This window comes from Lachnobacterium bovis DSM 14045 (assembly GCF_900107245.1).
Classification (GTDB): domain Bacteria; phylum Bacillota; class Clostridia; order Lachnospirales; family Lachnospiraceae; genus Roseburia; species Roseburia bovis.
On sequence record NZ_FNPG01000021.1, the window covers coordinates 33,582 to 55,707 of the forward strand.

At 30.7% G+C, this 22,126-nt stretch carries 24 protein-coding genes and 1 riboswitch; of the genes, 1 reads left to right on the plus strand and 23 read right to left on the minus strand.

Features of this window, described 5'->3' with window-relative positions; genetic code table 11:
* Positions 1-292: 292 nt before the first annotated feature.
* From BLV79_RS08780 to BLV79_RS08855, 16 genes are all read right to left on the minus strand, one after another.
* Positions 293-844 (minus strand): 3'-5' exonuclease, encoded by a 552-nt coding sequence (locus BLV79_RS08780; protein ID WP_074718187.1) that lies wholly within the window; start codon positions 842-844, stop codon positions 293-295.
* 156 nt (positions 845-1,000) lie between these two features.
* Complete coding sequence (locus tag BLV79_RS08785; protein ID WP_074718189.1) at positions 1,001-1,579, minus strand: folate family ECF transporter S component; 579 nt, start codon at positions 1,577-1,579, stop codon at positions 1,001-1,003.
* 70 nt (positions 1,580-1,649) lie between these two features.
* Positions 1,650-1,746: riboswitch (THF riboswitch) on the minus strand.
* 113 nt (positions 1,747-1,859) lie between these two features.
* Positions 1,860-2,723, minus strand: a complete 864-nt coding sequence (locus tag BLV79_RS08790; protein ID WP_074718191.1) for an MBL fold metallo-hydrolase — start codon at positions 2,721-2,723, stop codon at positions 1,860-1,862.
* 106 nt (positions 2,724-2,829) lie between these two features.
* Positions 2,830-3,036 carry a hypothetical protein gene (locus tag BLV79_RS08795; RefSeq protein ID WP_074718193.1) on the minus strand — a complete coding sequence of 69 codons (207 nt, stop codon included), beginning with the start codon at positions 3,034-3,036 and terminating at the stop codon, positions 2,830-2,832.
* Positions 3,037-3,177: 141 nt separating this feature from the next.
* Positions 3,178-4,566: a uracil-xanthine permease family protein gene (locus tag BLV79_RS08800; protein WP_242871456.1), complete on the minus strand. Its 1,389-nt coding sequence runs from the start codon at positions 4,564-4,566 to the stop codon at positions 3,178-3,180.
* Positions 4,567-4,817: 251 nt separating this feature from the next.
* Positions 4,818-4,997 (minus strand): PspC domain-containing protein, encoded by a 180-nt coding sequence (locus tag BLV79_RS08805; protein ID WP_074718197.1) that lies wholly within the window; start codon positions 4,995-4,997, stop codon positions 4,818-4,820.
* 1 nt (position 4,998) lies between these two features.
* Positions 4,999-5,700: a DNA alkylation repair protein gene (locus tag BLV79_RS08810; protein WP_074718199.1), complete on the minus strand. Its 702-nt coding sequence runs from the start codon at positions 5,698-5,700 to the stop codon at positions 4,999-5,001.
* 18 nt (positions 5,701-5,718) lie between these two features.
* On the minus strand, positions 5,719-6,849 hold the full coding sequence (locus tag BLV79_RS08815; RefSeq protein WP_074718201.1) for an SLC13 family permease: 1,131 nt from the start codon (positions 6,847-6,849) through the stop codon (positions 5,719-5,721).
* 128 nt (positions 6,850-6,977) lie between these two features.
* Positions 6,978-7,943 carry a lysozyme inhibitor LprI family protein gene (locus tag BLV79_RS08820; RefSeq protein WP_074718203.1) on the minus strand — a complete coding sequence of 322 codons (966 nt, stop codon included), beginning with the start codon at positions 7,941-7,943 and terminating at the stop codon, positions 6,978-6,980.
* 139 nt (positions 7,944-8,082) lie between these two features.
* Entirely contained in the window at positions 8,083-8,481 is a 399-nt protein-coding gene (locus tag BLV79_RS08825) for a DUF1284 domain-containing protein (protein ID WP_074718205.1), read from the minus strand.
* A 267-nt stretch (positions 8,482-8,748) separates the two neighbouring features.
* A complete protein-coding gene (locus tag BLV79_RS08830) occupies positions 8,749-10,737 on the minus strand; it encodes a methyl-accepting chemotaxis protein (RefSeq protein ID WP_074718207.1) in 1,989 nt (662 codons plus the stop codon).
* A gap of 168 nt (positions 10,738-10,905) precedes the next feature.
* Positions 10,906-11,673, minus strand: coding sequence for a ZIP family metal transporter (locus BLV79_RS08835; protein ID WP_074718209.1), 768 nt, complete (start codon positions 11,671-11,673; stop codon positions 10,906-10,908).
* 117 nt (positions 11,674-11,790) lie between these two features.
* Complete coding sequence (locus BLV79_RS08840; protein ID WP_083354520.1) at positions 11,791-12,696, minus strand: alpha/beta hydrolase; 906 nt, start codon at positions 12,694-12,696, stop codon at positions 11,791-11,793.
* Between the two features lie 180 nt (positions 12,697-12,876).
* The gene (locus BLV79_RS08845) at positions 12,877-13,182 is read right to left on the minus strand and encodes a hypothetical protein (protein WP_074718211.1); all 306 of its coding nucleotides are present in this window, start codon (positions 13,180-13,182) and stop codon (positions 12,877-12,879) included.
* Positions 13,183-13,232: 50 nt separating this feature from the next.
* Positions 13,233-13,643, minus strand: a complete 411-nt coding sequence (locus BLV79_RS08850; protein WP_074718213.1) for a peptide deformylase — start codon at positions 13,641-13,643, stop codon at positions 13,233-13,235.
* A 30-nt stretch (positions 13,644-13,673) separates the two neighbouring features.
* Complete coding sequence (locus BLV79_RS08855; protein ID WP_173335617.1) at positions 13,674-15,083, minus strand: alanine/glycine:cation symporter family protein; 1,410 nt, start codon at positions 15,081-15,083, stop codon at positions 13,674-13,676.
* An 869-nt stretch (positions 15,084-15,952) separates the two neighbouring features.
* Between BLV79_RS08855 and BLV79_RS08865 the strand changes: the two genes are divergently transcribed.
* Positions 15,953-16,450: a hypothetical protein gene (locus BLV79_RS08865; protein WP_143470239.1), complete on the plus strand. Its 498-nt coding sequence runs from the start codon at positions 15,953-15,955 to the stop codon at positions 16,448-16,450.
* 413 nt (positions 16,451-16,863) lie between these two features.
* On the opposite strand, the gene BLV79_RS08870 is transcribed toward BLV79_RS08865, so the two are convergent.
* From BLV79_RS08870 to BLV79_RS08900, 7 genes are all read right to left on the minus strand, one after another.
* Positions 16,864-17,616 (minus strand): amino acid ABC transporter ATP-binding protein, encoded by a 753-nt coding sequence (locus tag BLV79_RS08870; protein ID WP_074718219.1) that lies wholly within the window; start codon positions 17,614-17,616, stop codon positions 16,864-16,866.
* Positions 17,613-18,320 carry an amino acid ABC transporter permease gene (locus tag BLV79_RS08875; RefSeq protein ID WP_074718221.1) on the minus strand — a complete coding sequence of 236 codons (708 nt, stop codon included), beginning with the start codon at positions 18,318-18,320 and terminating at the stop codon, positions 17,613-17,615. Before BLV79_RS08875 ends, BLV79_RS08870 begins: the two co-directional genes overlap by 4 nt.
* Positions 18,321-18,338: 18 nt before the next feature.
* On the minus strand, positions 18,339-19,070 hold the full coding sequence (locus BLV79_RS08880) for an amino acid ABC transporter permease (protein ID WP_074718223.1): 732 nt from the start codon (positions 19,068-19,070) through the stop codon (positions 18,339-18,341).
* 5 nt (positions 19,071-19,075) lie between these two features.
* The gene (locus BLV79_RS08885) at positions 19,076-19,963 is read right to left on the minus strand and encodes a transporter substrate-binding domain-containing protein (RefSeq protein WP_083354521.1); all 888 of its coding nucleotides are present in this window, start codon (positions 19,961-19,963) and stop codon (positions 19,076-19,078) included.
* A 254-nt stretch (positions 19,964-20,217) separates the two neighbouring features.
* Entirely contained in the window at positions 20,218-20,919 is a 702-nt protein-coding gene (locus BLV79_RS08890) for a DUF2705 family protein (RefSeq protein ID WP_027422311.1), read from the minus strand.
* 24 nt (positions 20,920-20,943) lie between these two features.
* A complete protein-coding gene (locus BLV79_RS08895; protein WP_074718225.1) occupies positions 20,944-21,486 on the minus strand; it encodes a leucine-rich repeat protein in 543 nt (180 codons plus the stop codon).
* Positions 21,476-22,120 (minus strand): ABC transporter ATP-binding protein, encoded by a 645-nt coding sequence (locus BLV79_RS08900; RefSeq protein ID WP_330389976.1) that lies wholly within the window; start codon positions 22,118-22,120, stop codon positions 21,476-21,478. Before BLV79_RS08900 ends, BLV79_RS08895 begins: the two co-directional genes overlap by 11 nt.
* Between the last annotated feature and the right edge of the window lie 6 nt (positions 22,121-22,126).

Below are 22,126 nucleotides of genomic sequence, written 5' to 3' on the forward strand. Positions count from 1 at the left end.
TTATTTCACAATAAAAGCCTCTATAAGTAATATTTTTCACTAAATAATATTACTCAATCGCGCTATAACAGGCGCACCTGTCGAAGCTTATCTATTTAAAATGTTTTCTTAAAAAATCTAAATAGTTCAGCCTCACCACTCCAAAACCATCTTCGTCTTATCGTACTGTCTCTTTTTCACCAAACAAGAGCTCTCTTTATCAGAATTAATAAAACTACTCTTTTCTTCAAGGCGTTTACATATCTTCTTTCTCTTTAGACTAACATTTTAATCAGAAAAAGTCAATACATCTTTAGAGTGGAAAATATTCACTTATTGGCTTGTCTATTAATTTAATAATTCTTAACTCATCCCTTGCGTCATATAATGCATTATGAACCTCTCTATACTTAAAATCACCTGTTAGCATTCTAATCATTGGCTCTACTCCGTAATTTCTTTTTAAACGTCCTGTCTTACAACATTCTAAATTTCCTGGGAGTTTAGGATTATGTTGTTTATATGCTGCAACTTTCATAATGTCATACCATTCAAAATTACGCAATTCATCTAAGTGTGATTTATCAAAAATTGCATTATATGCATAAATAGACTTTACAGATAAACTTTCTAGCCATTCTACCATCTCATCCATAATCTCTATTCTTTTTTTTATTTTGCAAGGATCACCATCCTCCACGCCTAAAACTGATGAATACATTCCACCAGTTTTATAGGCTGGATTAACTATATAATATTGTTCATCTACTATATTCAGTGTTAACGCATCGGCAACAACTATTCCTATAGACATTACCTGATCTTTCCAATTTGTTTCAGTATCTATTACTGCAAAATTCTCCATAATTATACCTACTATCCTATATTATTATTTATTGCTTATATATTGTTTACTTATTAGGTTGCTTTGCTTATAAATTGTACTGCATTTCTTCTACTATTTATTGTACTTTTAACAACAACTATAAGTCAAATAAATATTAATAAAGATTTTGGCAAATTATTGTGCTTCATAGTTTTTTTTATTTGAATCTGGAAGATAGTTGTTAGCAACTTCTGATATTGCTTTAAATATAATAAAGTATAATGCAGTATCTATACCTAACATTACTACATTGGAAAATAATCTAGGAACAATAATAGCAAAAAATCCCTTTCCGTATAACTGAGATAACCAAAATGTATTAAGTCCAATATTTACAATAACTTTAACTAATAAGTTTGCGAAAAAAATTCTTAATATTGTGATTTTTTTCTTGTAAACAACTGCACCAAATAATATACTTGCTACAATAGCATTTAATGTAAATCCAAAGTGGAATGGACCATTACCTGGGTTTAGGAAAAATTTAACAATATCCATAACTCCACCAAAAATAGCACCTACGATTGGTCCAAAAACAAAATCAACAACTCTGTTAGCTACGCTTCCAAAACCAATATTAAGTGTTGGAAGGACCTTGATATTTGCAAATTTGGATAACAAAATCGAAAATGCACCCATAATTCCTAAAAAAGCAATAGTTTTTACAATGTACTCTTCTTTAAATGGTTCCAACATCTTTTTAAAATAATTCATAAAAAAAATCCTCCTTTCAGCAGTTCCTAGACTACATAAAGGAAGACCTTTTATTATATTTCCATTATGTAGCAGCGGGATGCGAACCTTATACCGCGAATTTCTTCTTCGTCCAACTGACAACTCCCTGTTCAGAAGGCACTTGACGCATAAAGTTCTACTCTGCCAATAAACCTGTTTTGTTTTTATAAGTGCAACTTATCTTACAGCTGCAACTTATCATGTTTCGCACATTATTATAGCACAGTTTTAAATTAATGCAATACTTATTTTATTATTTTTATAGAAAAATTTCGTCACCGGTTGCAATATAGTTTAAACGGTTCATATATTTTTTCATAAAATCATATTGTTCCTGTCCTGTGCAATGACAAGTATAATAACTTGTATTATAGCTATTTAGTGTTTCGGCATAACCTTTTAAAGTACTATCTAATTCTTTTTTCATAAAATGAAAACCGCCAACTAAAATATCTGGCTTAAACCATTCTACAATATTGATTATTCCATTGTGTGAGCAACCACTTATCAAAATTTTTTTTGAATTTTCTTCTATCATAAGATAATGCTCATGTAAAAAATCATCACTTTCAAATTTTGTGACTAAACCATTTTTTGATATATCACCGGAATTATTTGCACAAGAATTCTTTGAATCATCGTTTAATTTATCATTAGAGTTTTCTAACAAATATATCTTTTTGTTTAATCCTGACGCTCCCATATCTATTAGTTTCTTTCTTCCGATAGAATCGTACAAAGTCATTCCTTCTGCCACTTCTGTTATTCCTTTGGTAAAAATAAATCTATTTGATTTTTTTAATTCAGGATTAAGACCGATGTATTTTTCAGTTCCATTATAGTATTCACCAAAAACATTTTCGTTTGCATAGATTGGAGCTTTGTTATTAATTTTTATAAACTCTGATATTCCGCCACCATGATCATAATGTCCATGTGATAAAATCATAAAATCTACCTGTGATAAATCTACACCTAATTCTTTTGCATTTTTTTTAAACAAATCACTTTGTCCCGAATCAAATAGAATTTTTTTACCCATTGTTTCGATATATAAACTTAAGCCATGTTCCGTTGTCATTCCCTTTTTTGTTGTATTTTCTACTAAAACTGTTATTTTCATATTTCAAAAATCATCTCCCAATCTATTCAGAGCTTATATTTAACTCATTAAAATATTTACTCTAATTAGCACTTTATTTACTATTTTTAAGCATTTTCTACTTAGATTATTTTCTTAAATCCTCTTCTGTATAATATGTTCCTGTCATGGACGCATTAATCTCTGCAATTTCTCTTTTTCCATTGATGTAATCTGCATAGATGTCCCATAAATCCATATCTGAATCATTTAAACCATCATCATCAGGAATCCACTTTTTTATAAGTGCAATTCTTTCCTCTTTTGTTGTTTCACTAATTAAAAGCTTACTCATTGTTATTCATCCTTTCAAAAAAATATATGCCTATCTAATTATGATTGTATAATTAAATAGGCATATTATCAATATTATTTTAAAATTATTGTTTTATTTATTCTGTACTAGTTTTGATTGAATTAGTATTATAATTTTTAATTACTCTTCATCTTTTTCTGGTAATTTATTAAAACTTACTCCACGGTTGATATCACCTTCAAGGTTCGTACCAAAATTATAGTCATTTCCTGGTAAAATAGCATTTAATAAAATTCCTAAAATAGCTGCAATTGCAAGAGATGTAAGTGTAATAGGTGTTGAACCAATTTTAAATGTTAAGCCATCTCCAAATCCCAATCCTGAAACCAAAATAACTGCTGCAATAATTAAGTTTCTTGATTTTGTTAAATCTACTTTGTTTTCTACTACGTTTCTAACTCCAATAGCTGAAATCATTCCATATAAAATAAAGCTGATTCCACCGATGATAGCTGTTGGCATTGTACCAATTACGTCTGCAGTTTTTGGAATAAAGCTTAAAACAACTGCATAAACTGCTGCTATTCTTACAACTTTTGGATCATATACTTTCGAAAGCTCTAATACACCTGTATTTTCTCCATATGTTGTATTAGCTGGACCACCAAACAATCCGGCTACCGCTGTTGCTAAACCATCACCAAGTAAAGTTCTGTGTAAACCTGGTTCTTCAATGAAGTTTTTATTTGTTGTTGCTGAAATAGCAGAAATATCACCAACATGCTCCATTACTGATGCAATTGCGATTGGGGCCATAACCAAAATAGAAGTTAAATCAAATTTAGCAATTAAAAATGGTGGCAAACCTACCCATGATGCTTTTGCGATTGGTGCAAAATTAATGATTGCACTTCCGTCAACGTTTTTCAATCCACATGCATTCATAATAACTGCAACAATGTATGAAATTACAACACCTAAAAGAATTGGAATAATTTTCCACATACCTTTTCCCCAGATATTAAAAATAATTACAACTGAAAGTGCGACTATAGCTAATATCCAATTTGAAGATGCATTTTTTATAGCTGATGGTGCGAGTGAAAGTCCGATACAAATGATAATAGGACCAGTTACAACTGGTGGAAGAAAATGCATTACTTTTTTTACTCCAATGCATTTAATGATTAGTGCAAATACAATATAGAATAATCCAGCAACAACAAGACCACCACATGCATATTGAAGTTTTTCTCCATATGGCATTGTGGCAAATTTGCCGGAATTTAGATTAGCTACTGCCGAAAAGCCGCCCAAGAAAGCAAAAGATGAACCAAGGAAAGCTGGCACTTTGAATTTACTACATAAATGAAAAATTAAAGTTCCTATTCCTGCAAAGAACAATGTTACTTGAACTGAAAGCCCTTCACCATGAAAATATCCATTAACTAAAATTGGAACTAATATCGTCGCTCCGAACATTGCAAACATATGTTGCAAGCCTAATAATAACATCTTGGGTTTACCAAGTGTTGTGGCGTCATAAATTGCGTGTTTTTTATCGCCCATTTTTTCCTCCATTTCTTGCTATTTTCACACAAAAAAGTGCTAAAATAGCGCTACATAAATTTACTCAACAGCAACTAGTTTAGCACAAAATATAATCATAAACCACAAAAAAAGAGTCTATTATTTATTAATCTTTCTAACACCCTTATAATTTTCACACAATACTTAATACATCCTTAATACTTCACAATTGTAAATACATATTGTGGATATTCTGTACTGTATATTAATTCATTTGCGATTGTTATAAATTAATCATCCATAACAATTGCAGCTACGATATAGAGTAATAAACCCGTACCGAAACAGCATATTGCAATTGCCCAAATCAAACGAACAATTACAGGATCAATGTCAAAATACTCCGCTATTCCTCCACATACACCAAATATTTTTCTATTCCTGCTTTTTCTTAATCTCTTCTCGTACATACTACTTCTCCTTTACCTTTAATGTTTTTAAATATTCTTTGGTTTCTTTAGGAATTCTCCTACTTTCTACAGCTTTTTGAATAGACTTATTGTGAACCCAAATATCTAATTTTTTTCCTTCGAGTATATATATCGTATTCTTATACTGTTTTGATAATGCCGTTGCAAAATACCATGCCTGCATCATTTTTATATAGTACTCATCCCTAGAAACTTTGCCAACCCAAATTAAATATTCCGGTCTAAAATCATCCTCTAAGAAATGTGTCATTAACATTTTTATAGCAAACCTTACAGTATATTCCTTTTTTGAATTCAACCATACTTTAACATGTTCCAATAGTTTTTCTTTATTTTTTTTGAACACTTTGGGTGTCATCTGGTCACACGTCGCCCAATTGTTAACGTATGGCAAAAAATCTTCAATTATATTGAAGCATTTTTCTTCATCTTTCATATCTGATATTATAAATGCGTGTAATTGATTTTCGTCATAATATTTATGAGGCAAACACTCTATAAAAGACATTTTTTTCTCATTTGAAATACTCTTTGCTAACTTCCTTAGAACTGGGGTTCTTACTCCTATTATCGTATCTGCCTGAACGTTTGGTATTAATTTACTCTGAAAATCTTTGTACTTGAGGTCTTGATTTTCAAATAGTTTTTCTTGAATCTCTAGTTCTATTTTCTTCTGATTCATTTTAACACCTGCCTTATTCTACAAACCACCATAAAAATATGCGTTAACACCAACTAAAGCTATTAGAAATACTACATTAAACAGCGTAAAGATTTTTATAAATTCTCCACCACCCTGGCGATATTCTTTTACATACGCTTTATACGAAATAAGACTTGCCATCGATGCAATTAAAGTTCCTAATCCTCCAACATTTACACCTATCAAAAGCTGTCTGTAATTTTTTGCAAAACCAGAAAGCATAAGAGTTGCCGGAACATTACTAATAAACTGGCTTGTAACAATTCCAACTGCGAATTCATGAGATTTTAGTACACTTTCAAGCAATGAACGAACTATTTCTAGTTTTCCCATATTTCCTGTAAAAATAAAAAATCCAACAAATGTTAAAAGTAAAATATAGTCTGCTTTAAATAATATTTTTCTTTCAAAAAAGCCGACACAAAAAAGAACTACTACCACAAAAACATACCAAGGTATCATTCTTAAAACTGATGAAATCGCTATTAAAAACAAAACCGAATACATGATTATTTTATATTTTGAAGAATTTTCTCCAATCTCAAAATCTGTGATTGAAGTATCTAACTCTTCTTTGTCATATGTAAAAACGAAAATTGCAATTATAATCAAAACCGTTGACACTACAGAGTATGGAAGAAGAATTTTAACAAAACTTACAAAATTCATCTTCGTTAAGCCGTACATATAAAGATTCTGCGGATTTCCTATTGGAGTAAGCATACTTCCAAGGTTTGCTGCTATCGTTTGTAACACTATAACTGGAATCATTATTTTTTCTTTATTGCAACTTTTTAAAATCATAATCGAAAATGGCACAAACGTTATAAGTGCAACATCATTGGTAATTAACATACTTCCAAGGAAACACATAAATACCAACACCATGACCAATTGCCATTGCTTACTGACTTTTTCAAGTAGGTATTGAGCTATTTTTTCAAAAATATTATGATATCTAAGGCCTTGAATTATAACCATTAATCCCCATAAAATGCCTAGCGAACGAAAATCGATATAGTCAACATATTTTACACTTGGATGCACAAAAAATGCAGATATTACTGCCAAAATCCAAGCAACTGCTAATACTATATCAATCTTTTTAAGTCTATTCTTTAAATTCATTTAACCTGTACCTCTAAATTATTTATTACCTCTTAATTATTTATTTTAGGGTTTATTTATTACGGATTTTTGAGTTACATAAGTAACTCCGACCTGTAGGGATATTCTCCTTGTCGGTCGGAGCTTTTTTAAAATGCAAAATCAAACTCATATTTTTTCCCGATTGAAACTGAGTTGTTTGTACTGGTTTGTACTACAAAAGTTGCTGAATCTCTAGTGTATTCTACTGTTCCACATAAGCTTCCATCGTCTGATACAAAAGAGAGTTTGTTATCTTTTTTCTGATATGTTCCTTCAAACTGTATATCATCAATTAATAAATTAATTCTATTTTCTTTTTCCATATCCTTATAGATAGCTAAATACTCTCGTATTTTTTTAGTACCCTTATCATTTACAAATGTTTTACATTCATCATATTCTGGCATTTCAAAACTTTGATCTAAAGACTTTGCATACTCATTTGCAAGATAATATGTCTTATTGCGCGTAAAAGCAGTTTTTTCTATAGTATAAACTAATGAATACATTGATCCACCCTCAACTTCTCGTGGATTTCCTAAAGTTGCTGTCTTATCTTTCATTGCATTCCACTTACGTAAATTAGTCAAAACTCTATTTTTAGTAGTAGCATTTAAACTTTTTTTCATTCTTCCCCAGAGGCTATTGAGCTCTGTATCCCATACACAAAATCGCCATTTAGCTGCAATATTCATGGGCTGTTGTGGCAAATCTAATTCTGCCGTCAAACTTTCATATTTACCAGAAAGTTGTTCTATATATTTTATTTCTTCCTGTATAGAATTTGAGTTTTTTGTTATGGTACCTACTTCTTTTTTTATCTGAGCAGTGTAGTCTTTTTCAGCTCTTTCTATTCCTTGCTCTTTAGTTAATTTATAATTGTCTGCGAACTCACTAAAAAACTCTTTTGACCACTCTTTTTTTTCGCTCGACTGCTTTGCCTTTGTTTCAGTTTTATTGTTAGATTGATTTACATCACTTTTTAATGTTTCCTGCTTATTATTTGTTTTTCCACCACATCCACCTAACAAAACAACACAGGTAATTCCTAAAGCAATCCAGCCTTTTTTCATAGTTGATTCCCCATTTCTCTATTTTTATTTATTCTTCTTTTATTTTTTTACTACTTCTTTGAGTATAATCTTTATTCATATTCTTTAAGTACATTCTACAAAATTTTTCCACTCTCTGCAATTATATCTTTATATTTTTTTACTCTCTGCCGCATATATAATTCCAATGACAATCACCACATACTTGATTTCTAAGCCCTTTATTCAAAATTTTCTCTTTTACTTTTTTTCTAAAATCACTATATGTCATAGTCTCACCTTCTTTAATTTTACAGAGTTGTAATACTGCCTTATCATATTTTGTAACTTTACCCTGGCTTTCGCAACAACCATTTCTATTACTTGGACAGTGACTACATACAATATCTGTTTTTGCCTTTACAGTTACAATTTGATTTGGATTGTTTTCTAATTCTCTAATAATGATTCCCATATGGTCTGTAAAATCTTCGCTATATCCTTTTCCTTCATAAAATTCAAAACACATTCCATGGTGCGGACGTAATGTTACTTTTTTGTTTTCATATTCAAAATTCATTTTTATGTTTTCTCCTACCTTTTTTTATTTTCACTACTCTTACTCTATTTTTTTATCTAAACATTTTTATTATACTACTTTTTATTTCTTTGTTCTATAAAAAAGAACCAGAAAAGCTGACCCTGCACTGCTTCCAAAAACTACTTCTTGGACTCCTTACATTTCAACTTTTCCGATTCTTATTAACACGTTATTTATTTGACCTAATTTTATAAGTTTTTACTATTATAAATATTTCTATTTAATATTTTTTCTTAGTGACATGTTTTACTCCTTAAAGAACTGCATTTCATCATTCAGCTTCTCGGCAATGGAATTAAGTTCAATCGCTGAATCTGCCAACGTAGATACTGTCACTGATAATTCTTCTAGTGATGCTCCTGTAGTTTCTGATGATGCTGCATTTTCTTCTGAAATAGCCGATAACGAAGTCATTGCATTCAATACTACTGTATTTGATGTAACACAGGTATCAGCCTCACCTTTAATCTCTGAAACGCTGTTTACAGTTTCTTCAATATCACCTATCATTCCATCCACAGCATCAAAAGTTTCACTTAAAGCCTTTTGTTGGTCAACATTTCCTTCCTTAACCTGCTCTGCCACTTCTACAGCCTGATTTGCTTCAACTAAAAGTTCATCCATTAAAACTCTAATTTCGGAAGCAAGACTCTTAGAATCATCTGCAAGCTTTCTAATCTCGTCAGCAACTACTGCAAACCCACGTCCTGCATCACCTGCACGTGCTGCCTCTATAGAAGCATTCAACGAAAGTAGATTTGTCTGGGCAGCTATTCCTGTTATTCCTTCTACTCGCTCGTTTATGTTTGCTACCGCCTGTTGCGTTGAAGAAATTCTCTTTGAAATTTCTTCTATCTTATCCGTCATCTCCGTACTCGTTTTCTGAAGTATTGCTAGTGAACTACTTGAAATTTCTGATGCATTTTTCATTTTTTCTGCAAGAGCTGACATATCATTTGTTGAATTTTGAACACTTTCAACCGCTTCCATTATATCTTTTGAACTCTCTGCTGACGATTGAATGTCATCAGCCTGTTGAGCTGCACCAGATGCAATCTGTTGTACAGCAAGTGCTACATTTTCAGTTGTAGTTGCAATCTGATTAGCCATATTTGAAAGTTTTTCCGAAGAATTTCCAACTGTACCAGATGAATTTTTAATATTGCTAACAATTGATGACAACTTGTCAATCAATGAATTTGTATTTCTTACAATATGTCCAAACTCATCCACACGCGTTGTATACTTCTTAATATGCCTAAACTTACCATTTGATAATTCTGATAATGTAACATTTACTTCTGATATTGGTTTAATGAATGTTACTGCCAGGAAGAATGCAAAAACTGATCCTATTATCAAAAGAACTGCTCCTATAACTATATTTAAAAAAGCTGATTCTCTTGCGCTCTTTTTTACAGTATCATACGAAGTTGCCATCGCAACTGTATAATTTGTTAAAGGCTCCTTAACATATGCAACTATAGTGTGCTTACCTACAGCATAACTCTCATAAACATCATTTTGTTTATTGGAAGTCATATATGGAGATTTGCTAAAATCAACCGGATCATCTTTTACGGAAATCTCATATTGAGAATGCGCAGCCAAAATACCTGTGTTATCTACAACAAAAGACTCTCCTCCGTCTTCTTTAAGAATCTTATGAATTTGGTTCAAGTCATAACTACGATGTAATACACCTATTACATTTTTGCTCCCTTTTTGAAAAACTGGAACCGCATAACAAAGAATTCTTGAATTAGTTGATTTACTTACGATTACGCCCGAACAAGTTGCCTCACCTTTTGATGCACCTATCCAATAGTCACGATCATGAATATCTGCAAATTTGCTATCATCAGAACGAAGTACCATCATACCTTTGATATTAGAAAGAACAATTTGGTTTTCGTCATCAAATTGTTTATTTGTTTCAATCAACTCTCTTTTAGCTTCTTCTTCTGAGCCTCCTGTCGTTAGAAAGTCAATAACACTATCAGATATTGCTAAAGTAGAAAGCGATGTTTTAGTTTTTTCAAAAAGATTATTTATACTTGCCTGAAGATACCACGCCGACCAGTCTAATGTATCTTTTGTCGTTGCTTCCGTATTTTTTGTGGTCGTATAGTACGTTAAAGAAATAGCCACAATCAATGGGATTGCTGCAACCGCAAACATAGCTAAAGTCAGCTTTGTTTTAATACTTGAAAAAAGAAAAGTTTTTTTCTTCATAATTTTCCTCCGAAAAAATAATATTCGACCAAAAATATATAATACTACTAATTATTTATCGACTTCGAAAAAAACAATTAAAGACTTTAACTATTAACTTTTTCAAAAATCCCTGTAACTAATATATAAACATTACTTTCATCTTTTGTTATTTTTTAATCCTACGACTCACCCAAGTCCAACATCAAGTGACAACATTAGAATAAATCCAACTGCAAAAGAAAGCGTTCCAATATTTGAATGTTTTCCTTCTGACATTTCGGGTATTAATTCTTCCACAACGACATAAATCATTGCACCTGCTGCAAAACTTAGTAAATATGGCATCGTTGGGATCAACAGACGCGAAGCACAAATAATAAAAATTGCTCCAATTGGTTCTACAATTCCTGATAATACTCCGTACAAAAACGTCCTATTTTTTGGAAGTCCTTCGCCTAATAAAGGCACCGACACAATTGCTCCTTCTGGAAAATTTTGAATTGCAATTCCTATTGATAAAGCCATTGCTCCTGCAAAAGTAATAGAAGAATTACCATACATCCAACCAGCCACTACTATTCCAACTGCCATTCCTTCAGGAATATTATGAAGTGTAACTGCCAATACCAGTTTTGTAGTTCTTTTTAATCCGCTTTTTACTCCCTCTTCACAATTATTAAAATGCATATGAGGTGTTAAAACATCAAGTAACAATAAAAAAAGCATTCCTATTGAAAAGCCAATCGAAACAGGTATAAATCTTAATTTTCCCATATCTTTTACTTGTTCTAATGCTGGTATAATTAAACTAAAAAAAGACGCTGCAACCATGACTCCTGATGCAAAACCCGTAAAAGATTTTTGAACTTTATCACCCATCTTTTTTTTGAATAAAAATACACTTGCTGCACCTAAGCTTGTTCCAATAAAAGGAATCAAAATAATTTCCCACATTTTCAGCATATCTTTTGTATGATGTGTTAACTATGGACACATCATACTTGCCTCCTTCCTTCTTTTTATATACTCTCTTATTTTTCTTTATTTATTCTTTCTATAAACTTTTATTCTCTATTCAGATAAAATCTGAGCTATTTCTTCAAAATCCTCTTTTGCCTCCTTAAAATATGGCAACATTGCATAGCAATGAAACATTCCTGCTCGTTCACGCACAGAATATTTGACATTATATTTTTTACAGGCATCAATAAAGCATTGCTTTGCACCGTATAAAACTTCATCTGTACTATATACGAAATGAATATTATCAACTCCGGATAAATCCCCTTTAGAGATATGAATCATATAATCAGGAACATCATTCCTTCCATGCCTTTCCAATTTCTCTACTTTCTCCATGAAAGAATAATCTACCATCATATCTTTTCTATTGTTCTTTTTCATTGCTGCTTTCTCTTCATCTTTCCATGGAACTTCACCCGGTGAAACCGCAACAATATGACGAGGCATAGGAAGTTTATTCTTTCTTGTGTTATTATATGTTGCTACTCCTATTGCTAATGCGCCTCCTGAGGAAAATCCACATGTACTTACATTTCCGCCTCCATATAAATCAATCATCTGTCTATAGCATTCATATACCATTTCAAAAGAATCCATTATAGAACTTTTTGTACACAATGGATACATCGGAAACCATATATCACATCCTGTTTTTTTCATAAGTTTCAAAATAACACTAACATCACCCTTATCTGGGCCTAATATCATCCCACCTCCAAAAAAATATAAAATTGCTCTTTGAGATAATTTTTCACTGCTTTGTACTATCAAACACTTATTTCCCATCACTTCATGTTCCTTGTAAAACGCTTTTTTATCCTTCGGCAAATAAAATCCTCTATTTTTATTCATCTTTTTAATCTCATTTAAAAACTCATCCTCTGGCAGTAAATACTTTTTCTTTATTCCTGATAATTTTATTCCGCAATTTATTATTTTGGCTCCTAAGCTCATTATCCCGCCTCCTTATGTCTCTTCCGTTAGTTAAAACTAACTTATTTCATTCCTATTATATCTCTACATACATTAAAGAGCAATAAAAAAAAATCCAAACCCTACATACTCTCTGCAAGGTTTGAATTTTTATATAAAATATTTGGTAACACGTCCTTAATGTGTTTTTATTTATATAATTTAAAATACATTTGAGATAGCTCTTTTTAAAGAATGTATACCTGCTGCTCCCCATCTGTGCAAACAAATAGTTATTGATGCAAGAATCAACGAAACAACTAACAATGCAATAGTTTTTACAGGATCTATACTTTGAGTGTAAATTCCATATACTGCTGCTACCACACCAATTGTACCTGCGATAGCAAAAATAATCTCTAACATAACACCAACTAATTCTATCAAAAATGCCAATATTGATAAAAGTAATTGGATTACCCAAACAACTGGGGTTAAAATCAATTTAATAAATTTCAAAATAATCACTAGTTCTCTCCTTTAAGTCAAATTCTCTGTATATTTTATCATTCGCTCTATTATATCAAATCCCCTGAAAAATGTTGAATTTCATGTTGAATAATTTGCGCCGTAAAATCTGTATATGTACCACGTTTTAATTTGAAATCGCTATCTAAATATTCGACTTCTATCTCTTTGTATCTTGTACACGGTCTTACGCCATCTAATGATAGACAACTTTCCTCTGTCTCATATTTTCCGGTTTTTCTTATAATTTTAGGATTTATCATTGGAAAAATAAAAGGACCAACCATAACAACAATTATTTGTTTTTTTACTCCAATCATATTTGCAGCCATTCCCACGCATCTATCCTGGTTAGCGCGCAAAGTATCTATCAAATCCATTACAACTTGTTTGTCTTTAATCGTTGCTGGCTCTGATTTTTGTCTCAAAAACATTTGATCTCTTACAATTTCTCTAACCATATCTTCTCCTTATAACTTCTAACCTCTTGATTATTTCCAAAAACTAATATCTTTATCATCAAGCCCAATATCTACACCTTTAAATTCTGGATTTTTGTTTTCTTTTAACTGTCGTTCATAATCTTTTAATGCCAAATTGACTACTTTAAATAATGCAACACAACATGGTAAGTTTATCAACGTCATAAAGCCCATTGTTATATCTGCTGCAGCCCAAGCTACATCCATTGAAACTATTGATCCAAAGAAAATTATAATAACACAAATAAGTCTAAAGATTTTGAAAAATCTTTCACTTGGTCTTTTTTTACCATTAAGGTATATTACTGCATTTTCAACATAATATAAATTTCCTAAAAGTGTTGTTATCGCAAATAGAATCATTGCTCCTGTTATAAAAATAGGACCGAATTTTCCAAAAACAGTACTAATTGCATTTTGTACATAAGGCATTCCTGCAACCTTTTCTGAAGCTTTTACTCCTGAACTCAAACACATCAAACCAGTTGCTGTGCATAGAAGCATTGTATCAATATATACTGAAACTGTTTGAACCAATCCCTGTTTTACAGGATGACTTACATTCGCCGATGCTGATGCATTTGGTGCAGAACCAACACCTGCTTCATTCGAATACAATCCTCTCTTTACACCATATATTAAACACGAACCAGCGACGCCACCTAGAATTGATTTAAAATCAAATGCATCTTCTAAGATAGTTATAAACATTGTAGGTACATTTTTTATGTTAAAAATTATTACAATTAAAGATACTAAAACATAACAAACACCCATAATAGGCACTAATATTTCTGTAAATTTAATGATTTTTTTACCGCCACCCATGGCACAAAATCCAACTAATAATGTAATAATCACTCCGACTACATATGGTGTAATATTTTTATTATAAAAACTATATGTTTCAAATGTTGATTGTAAATTATAAGAACACAATAAATTAAATCCGACCGCGTATGTAACTATTAAGCAAACACAAAATACTACTGATAACCAAGGAGCTTTTAATGCCTGTTCAATATAATAAGCTGGTCCACCATAACTATTACCATCTTCTTCTTTTTGTTTATAAATCTGCGCCAAAGTGCTTTCTACGAATGCAGAAGATGCACCTATAATACACATAACCCACATCCAGAAAATTGAACCCGCGCCTCCTAAACAAATTGCTGTTGATACGCCGACAATATTTCCTGTACCTACTCTCGATGCAGTCGAAACCATAAGTGCCTGAAATGATGAGACTTGTGACTTATCCTGTGGCTTTTCCATTACTAATTTAAAGGCATCTTTTAAATGTCTAATCTGAACAAATCTTGTTTTAATTGTAAAGTATAATCCTGCTATCGCCATAACAATAATCAAAATTGGATAATACATTACATCATCTAATTTCTGTAGTAATTCTAATATCATATATTCTCTCCGTTATAACATATATTTACCCATCCCTACTCATATATAATATTCACCTTCATAAGATTATTTGATTATTCTAGTTCTTATTTTATATTTAATTATATCCTCTTTATAGATTACATACAATTATACAATCTATATATTATATTAAACCTTATTTTTCCTGTTACGTCAAATAAATTTAATAAAACGCTTGACAGTTATTATTATTATTGTATAACTATTAATAAAACCATATAAAATCAAATCACAGACAACTGATTCTTCATATAGTCTCAGTTGTCTCTTGGAGAAAAAATGAAACTACTAAAAAAAATTAATTACACAACAATCTTGTTAATATTGTTATACAGTATCATGCCGATTATCACTATTTTAATGATACAACACATTTCTATCACTGATACTCTTTCAAAGATGGAAATTTATACTATTCATACAAAGGAACAAAATATAAAGTTCTTGGAATAATCGGATATGAAAAGAAAACAGTTTGTGATTCATATGTATCGGATTTATGTTTATTGTACTAGCAATATCCATTTTTAAACTTTTCAGATCACCATTAGATGAGGTAATTCGTTAATCATGAAATTAATTAGTGGCTTCAAAATTTTAAACAAACACAAAATGCAAGCATTTTTAAAGATTATTTTATCAGGATTGCTTTTTTCTTTGTTTGGATCAGTCTTAAACTCTAATAATAAACAAAAAAAATCCCGCAAAAGTTTTTATATAGTTATTCTGATGACTATTCAGATAAAAACAATAACTCTGAATGTATATATAAAAAAGGAAAAAATACCATCTATTCCGTTAAAAGTTTACAGGTTTCTGGTAAATTCTTTGAAATCTTTAATATTTCATTGGCGAATGGGCGTTCTTTCTCCAGTGATGATTACACTTATAATTATAAAAAAGCAACTGGCCTTTCCAACTATCCCATTAACGTAATTACTGAAAAATCAGACAGTGACAATATTTTAGAAACATACTCTTCTATGACAAATGAAGTTGCAAATCAATTTAAAATAATTCTTTTTACTCTGATACTTTTAGCTTTTATAATTAATGTTAGTGTATTTTTAAATATGCTTCGTGAAAACGATGCAAATTTCTGCATAGAAAGACTTTGTGGTGCACGGCAAATCGATATTGACCTTGAAGCCTTTATTCCAGTATTTTTGGTTCTTTTAAGTGCCGATTTACTTGGCTTTTTAATTCTAATAACATTTAACGAACTTACAATATCCTACTTGTATGTCCAGTTTTTGATTGGAATTATTTTAATATTCACTTGCACTATTGTTCATTTTTATATGAAAAAAATTCAGTTAGTCCACTATATTGGTGGAAAAGAATAATATTTTTTTAATAAGAGGTAAAAATAATGATTAAACTCAATAACATTTCAGTACACTACGGTACTGACGAAGCATAATTGCTGATACTGACATTATTCTAGCCGACGAACCAACAGGCTCACTTGACGAAGAAAATGGTAATAATATTATTAATCTTTTGAAAGAATTAAACGAATCTGGAAAAACAATCATTATGGTTACACATGACTTGGAATTAGCCAAACTTGGAAATCACAAAATCGAAATGAAAGATGGAAAGATAATAAACGAAAAACTCATAAAATAATAAAAAAATATGACCATAGAATCCGGGCGGAGCATTTTTCTCCGCTCTTTAAAAATTAATCTCTGATGTCATTATACTTTTCCGAAACATATCCAACGTGTTTTCCCATATATAATTCATCTATAATCTATATATAATACATGTCTTTTGTTATAAATCTTGATAAGAATTCTTTTGTCCTTTCTTCTTTTGGTCTCATAAAAATTTCTTTTGGTGTACCCTCTTCCACGACTTTTCCTCCGTCCATGAATATAACTTTATTCGAGACCTCTTCTGCAAAAGCCATCTCATGAGTTACTACAACCATCGTAATTCCCTTTTTTGCTACTTTTTTAATTACATCTAATGTCTCTCCAACCAATTCTGGATCTAACGCTGATGTTGGTTCATCAAATAATATTACTTCTGGATCTAATGCCACTGCTCTTGCTATTCCAACTCTTTGCTGCTGTCCACCTGATAATTGACTTGGATAATAATCCTTTTTATCTAATAAACCAACCCAGTCTAATACATTTTCTCCGATTCTTTTAGCTTCATCTCTAGGTATTTTCTTTACAACTACTAATCCTTCCATTACATTTTGAATAGCAGTTTTATGCGAAAACAATCCATAGTTTTGAAAAACAAACGCAGTTTTTCGTCTAACGTTTAGTATCTCTTTCTTTTTCGTTTTTTTTAAATCAACGCTAATATCTCCTATTGTAAGTTTACCATCATCAGCCTTCTCCAAGAAATTAATACATCTTAAAAAAGTTGTTTTTCCGGAACCACTAGGTCCAATAATTGTCACTACTTCACCTTTTTTTATTTTTAACGAAACATCTTTTAAAACTTCATGCTTACCAAATGATTTTTTTAGATTTGTTATTTCTATCATGCCAAACTCCTCCTATATCTTGTACCATAATGCTCACCTCTTTTTATTAAAAATTCGAGTGCAGCGGAAAATCCCCAATATACAACTGCCGCCGCAAGATAACCTTCTAAATAACTATATGATATTGCACATGGTGTGATTGCTCCTCCCATTACCTCTAAAATACCTATTGCAGAAACAAGATTAGATCCTTTTATCGTTCCAACCAAATTGTTTGTTAATCCTGGTAATGCTACAGGTATTAATTGTGGTATTATAATCCTTCTTAATGTTTGAAACTTATTTAAACCAATTGAGTAACCCGCTTCATATTGTAATTTATCTATAGATTTTAAAGCACCTCTTATTGTTTCTGAATAAATACAACTTGAACTCATTATTAATGCAAAATACCCTACATAAATTGGACTAATATCACTTATTGCCTTTGAAATATGAAAAAAGGAAGCAATTCTACTATAATAGTTCATATACAACAAATTATAAATAACTAGAGCAACCATGAGTGGCAAGCCGTTATATACTGTAACAAAAAAAGCAAAAAACTCAGATAGTAATGGTATGTTATAATTTCTAATAATTGCAATTACACTACCTATAATTAGACTAAAAACAAATGTAACAACAGTTAATTTAATTGTTACAGGTAGATAATTAATTGCCTCTTGTAACGACTTTAAAAAATTTTCCAAATCGAATGCCACTTAACCACCTTCTTTCTATTATAAATTTTCTATGTGCTTTTTCCTTTTATCAACTTTGATTTTACTCTCATAACGAATTTTCTCATTAATTAAATAAAAAACAAATCTTAAAATCAAACTAATTATTACAAATGTAAAGGCAACTACCAAATATGCTTCAAGTGTATGACCTGTTGCAGTGCCTATTGTCTTTGCTCTTCCCATAATATCGAGGACTCCGCCAACTGTAAACACCAATGATGTGTTTTGAAAAACCCCTATTATATCAACCCCATATGATGGTAAAATCATTCTTATACTTTGCGGTAACACAATGCGTAGAAAAGTTTGTGTTTTCGTCATTCCTATGGAATATCCTGCCTCTGTCTGAATAGAATCTACAGCAAGAATAGAACTTCTAAATATTTCTCCTAAAAATGCACCTTCATTTAATATAAACGCAATATCTACAAACACAACCGGTGACCAATCATTTATATTTATTTGAAACAAATTCCATATCAATAGTGGAATACCATAAAATGCTATCATCATTTGAACTAAAAGTGGAGTTCCTCTCATAAAAGATATATATATTCCTAATATTTGATGCAGTATCGGAATATTTTTTATCCTCAATACTGCAACAATAATACCCAAGATGGTTCCTAGAAAAATTGAAATTCCCACTATAGAAAAAGTTACACTTAATTGTGGAAGTATTTTTGGTATATCTTCTATAAATCGCTCAGAATCAAAATACTCATTCATACACCTTACTCACTTTCTGTATAATCGCCACCAAGATATTTGATTGATAATTCTTTTAATTTACCGTTCTCCTTTAATTTCTTTAATGCACTATCTATCTTCTTTTGCAATTTAGTTTCATCCTTCCTATATACATAATATGTTTTCGAATTATTAATAGGTTTTCCAACTACTTTAAGAAAATCTTTTCCTTTTCCATAATTCTTATTGTATTTTTCTACATCACGTTTTGTTAAAACAGTTGCCTTTGCTGCTCCACTCTTTAATGCAGCTACAACTTCTTCATCTGTGGAATTAGAGCTACTTACTATTTCTACTGCTTTGTCAGGATGTTTATCATTATAGTTTTTCACTATCGTCGTAGAAGCACTTGTTGTTCCACCTGTTCTAACTTTTTCTCCTGCTAAATCTTCTAATGACTTCACAGAATTATTACTTGTTAAAACAGATATGTATGTAATATAAGTTGTATATGGCTCTTTTCCAAATAGATATTTTTTTTCCCTCTCGTCTGTATATTCAAATTGATGAGCGGCCACATCAATCTTTCCAGATTCTAATGACAATAATAAACTATCAAATGACATTGTTTTATATTCAAATTCATAATCCGGAAGAAGCTTATCTACTTCTTTTAAAAGTTCATATTCGTATCCCACTGCTTTTCCATTATCATCTAAATAGCAGTATGGATTATATGAATTTCCTGACCCTACAATAATTTTTTTTACTTTACCTGAATCTGATGAACTCTTTGTATCTGCATTAACACCAACTTTTTGTCCGCAACCTCCCAATGCAAAAAGACTCATTGCTAAAATTGTTCCACATGAAAGTACCTTCCCCTTTATCTTCAAATTCTTTTTAATAAAATCTTTTTTTACTGTTTTCATAAAAAACCTCCTCTTCTCTCAAAACTATTTGACATATCTTTTTTATAATTCTTTACATTCTCCCTTTTTTACTTGCGATATGTTTTCTTGATTTTTTTCATTATAGAACTTTTTTTCTCACTTTACTAATATCTAATACCTATTATTTGTGATAACTTATATCTAAACCCACATAGAATTACAAAAAAAGAAGTTATCACACTTTTTGGGGTCACCTCAGTGTTATAACTTCTTTTTTAATACAATATATCTTTCTAAAAATAATCTTTATTACTACAACGTTTAATTATCAACTCTAATAACACCACAATAAACAGTAATGCAGTAACAATCGAAGGGACAAAAAATCCTATTAATCCATCTGCTGCATTTATTTTATAAAGTCTCAAAATTCTGCCTGGAAAAAATAATATTCCTAAAACTTTATTATCGCTAATAATCACAGTAATAACAGAAACGAATAGATATAAACCTAAATTCGTCATCACAATACTATCATCAAACCAGGTCGACACGAAAAATTCCACAGTCAAAAGAACAAGCATTACTAAATAATAAATTGCTCCTCCCTTTATTATTTGATATAAATTCCTTATAAAATAATTCATATCAAATACCATATTAACTGCAATGTGTAACAAAATCAATATCAACTCTTCAATTGCAATATTTTTAAATAATTTATAAATTCTTTTTCTTATATTGCAATCTCTTACCAATAATAATCTTCCATACTCTTCCATATGAAAAGAATAGAAATTAGAAAAAATCAAAAACATCATCAATCCAGGCATGACTAATGCGCAAATATCTAAAATTGGAAAACCCTCCCCCATTTTTACTCCGGGTATCCCATTTGCAAAAACAAAAACTTTATTTCTCCTAAAAAAATAATACATAGTCTGAACAATACAAGCTATTACGTAACAAAAAATGTTTTCTTTATTTTTTTTCATTAACACAAGGCCTCCTAAACAGTTTTAATTTTCAATTTCTACTTTCATGCCCTGTTTTTTTGCACATTTTTCGATATTTGAATTGTTTTTTGCAACTACAACGCCTTTACAATCTAAGAAAGTCCATTTACTTACCTGTTTCACATCACCTTTAAAAAGTATTTTCTTTAGATTATTACAACCTCCAAAGGTAGCCATTTCAGTTTTCTCAACTGAATCAGGTATTTCAATACTTTTCATCTCTTCATGACATGCAAAAACTGAATCATCTAATCCGATAACTTTATAACCATCTATTTTTGATGGCACAATAACATCTTTCTCATCAAAACAATTATAAGATTTCAATATAATGCTTTTTTTGTCTTTCAAAATCTTATATACATATTTGCCATCATTAGTTTTTTTAGTCGTTTTAATTTCTGATTCAGATACTTTAATATCATTTTCAAACTTATACGCATAATTTTTTTTCAAAAAAATGTTTGAAGCCTCAGCCAATAAACACATCACACAAAAAATTCCAACTATCGTCTTTATATTTATATGAAACCTCTTAGTTTTCATTGACAACCCCCTCAATTCTTCCGGCATCAACCTTTATAATTTCATCACATATACTTGAAAAATCTGACTTGTTATGAGTTGCCATAATTATACAAGCTCCACGTTCTTTTTCTTTTCTCAAAACATCATATACTCGAGTAACACTTTTCTCATCTAATGCATTAGTTGGCTCATCTAATAATATCAATTCTGGTTTTTCGAATATAGCTTGTGCAATATTTAATTTTTGACGCATTCCTAACGAATATTTTTTTACAGGTTTATTCGTATCTAACCCCACTTTTTCTAAAGCACTTTCTATATCCTCATCAGTTGCTATCCCCTTTATTTCTGATAAAGCTTTCAAGTTTTCCTTAGCTGTTAATTTAGGGAGTAACTCCATATTTTCTATTATAATCCCAACACTTGGTGGAAAAGAAATATCTTTATGCAAAACCTTTCCATCAATTTCAACTTCACCTTCTGTTGGAACTACTAACCCAGATAAAACTCTAATTATCATAGTTTTTCCTGATCCGTTTGTTCCATAAAGTCCATATATTTTACCGTTTTCAAACTCGTAATTTATATCTTCTAAAACCCTCTGATTTTTTATTACCTTTGTAACATTTTTTAATCTATACATCCTATCCATTACCTT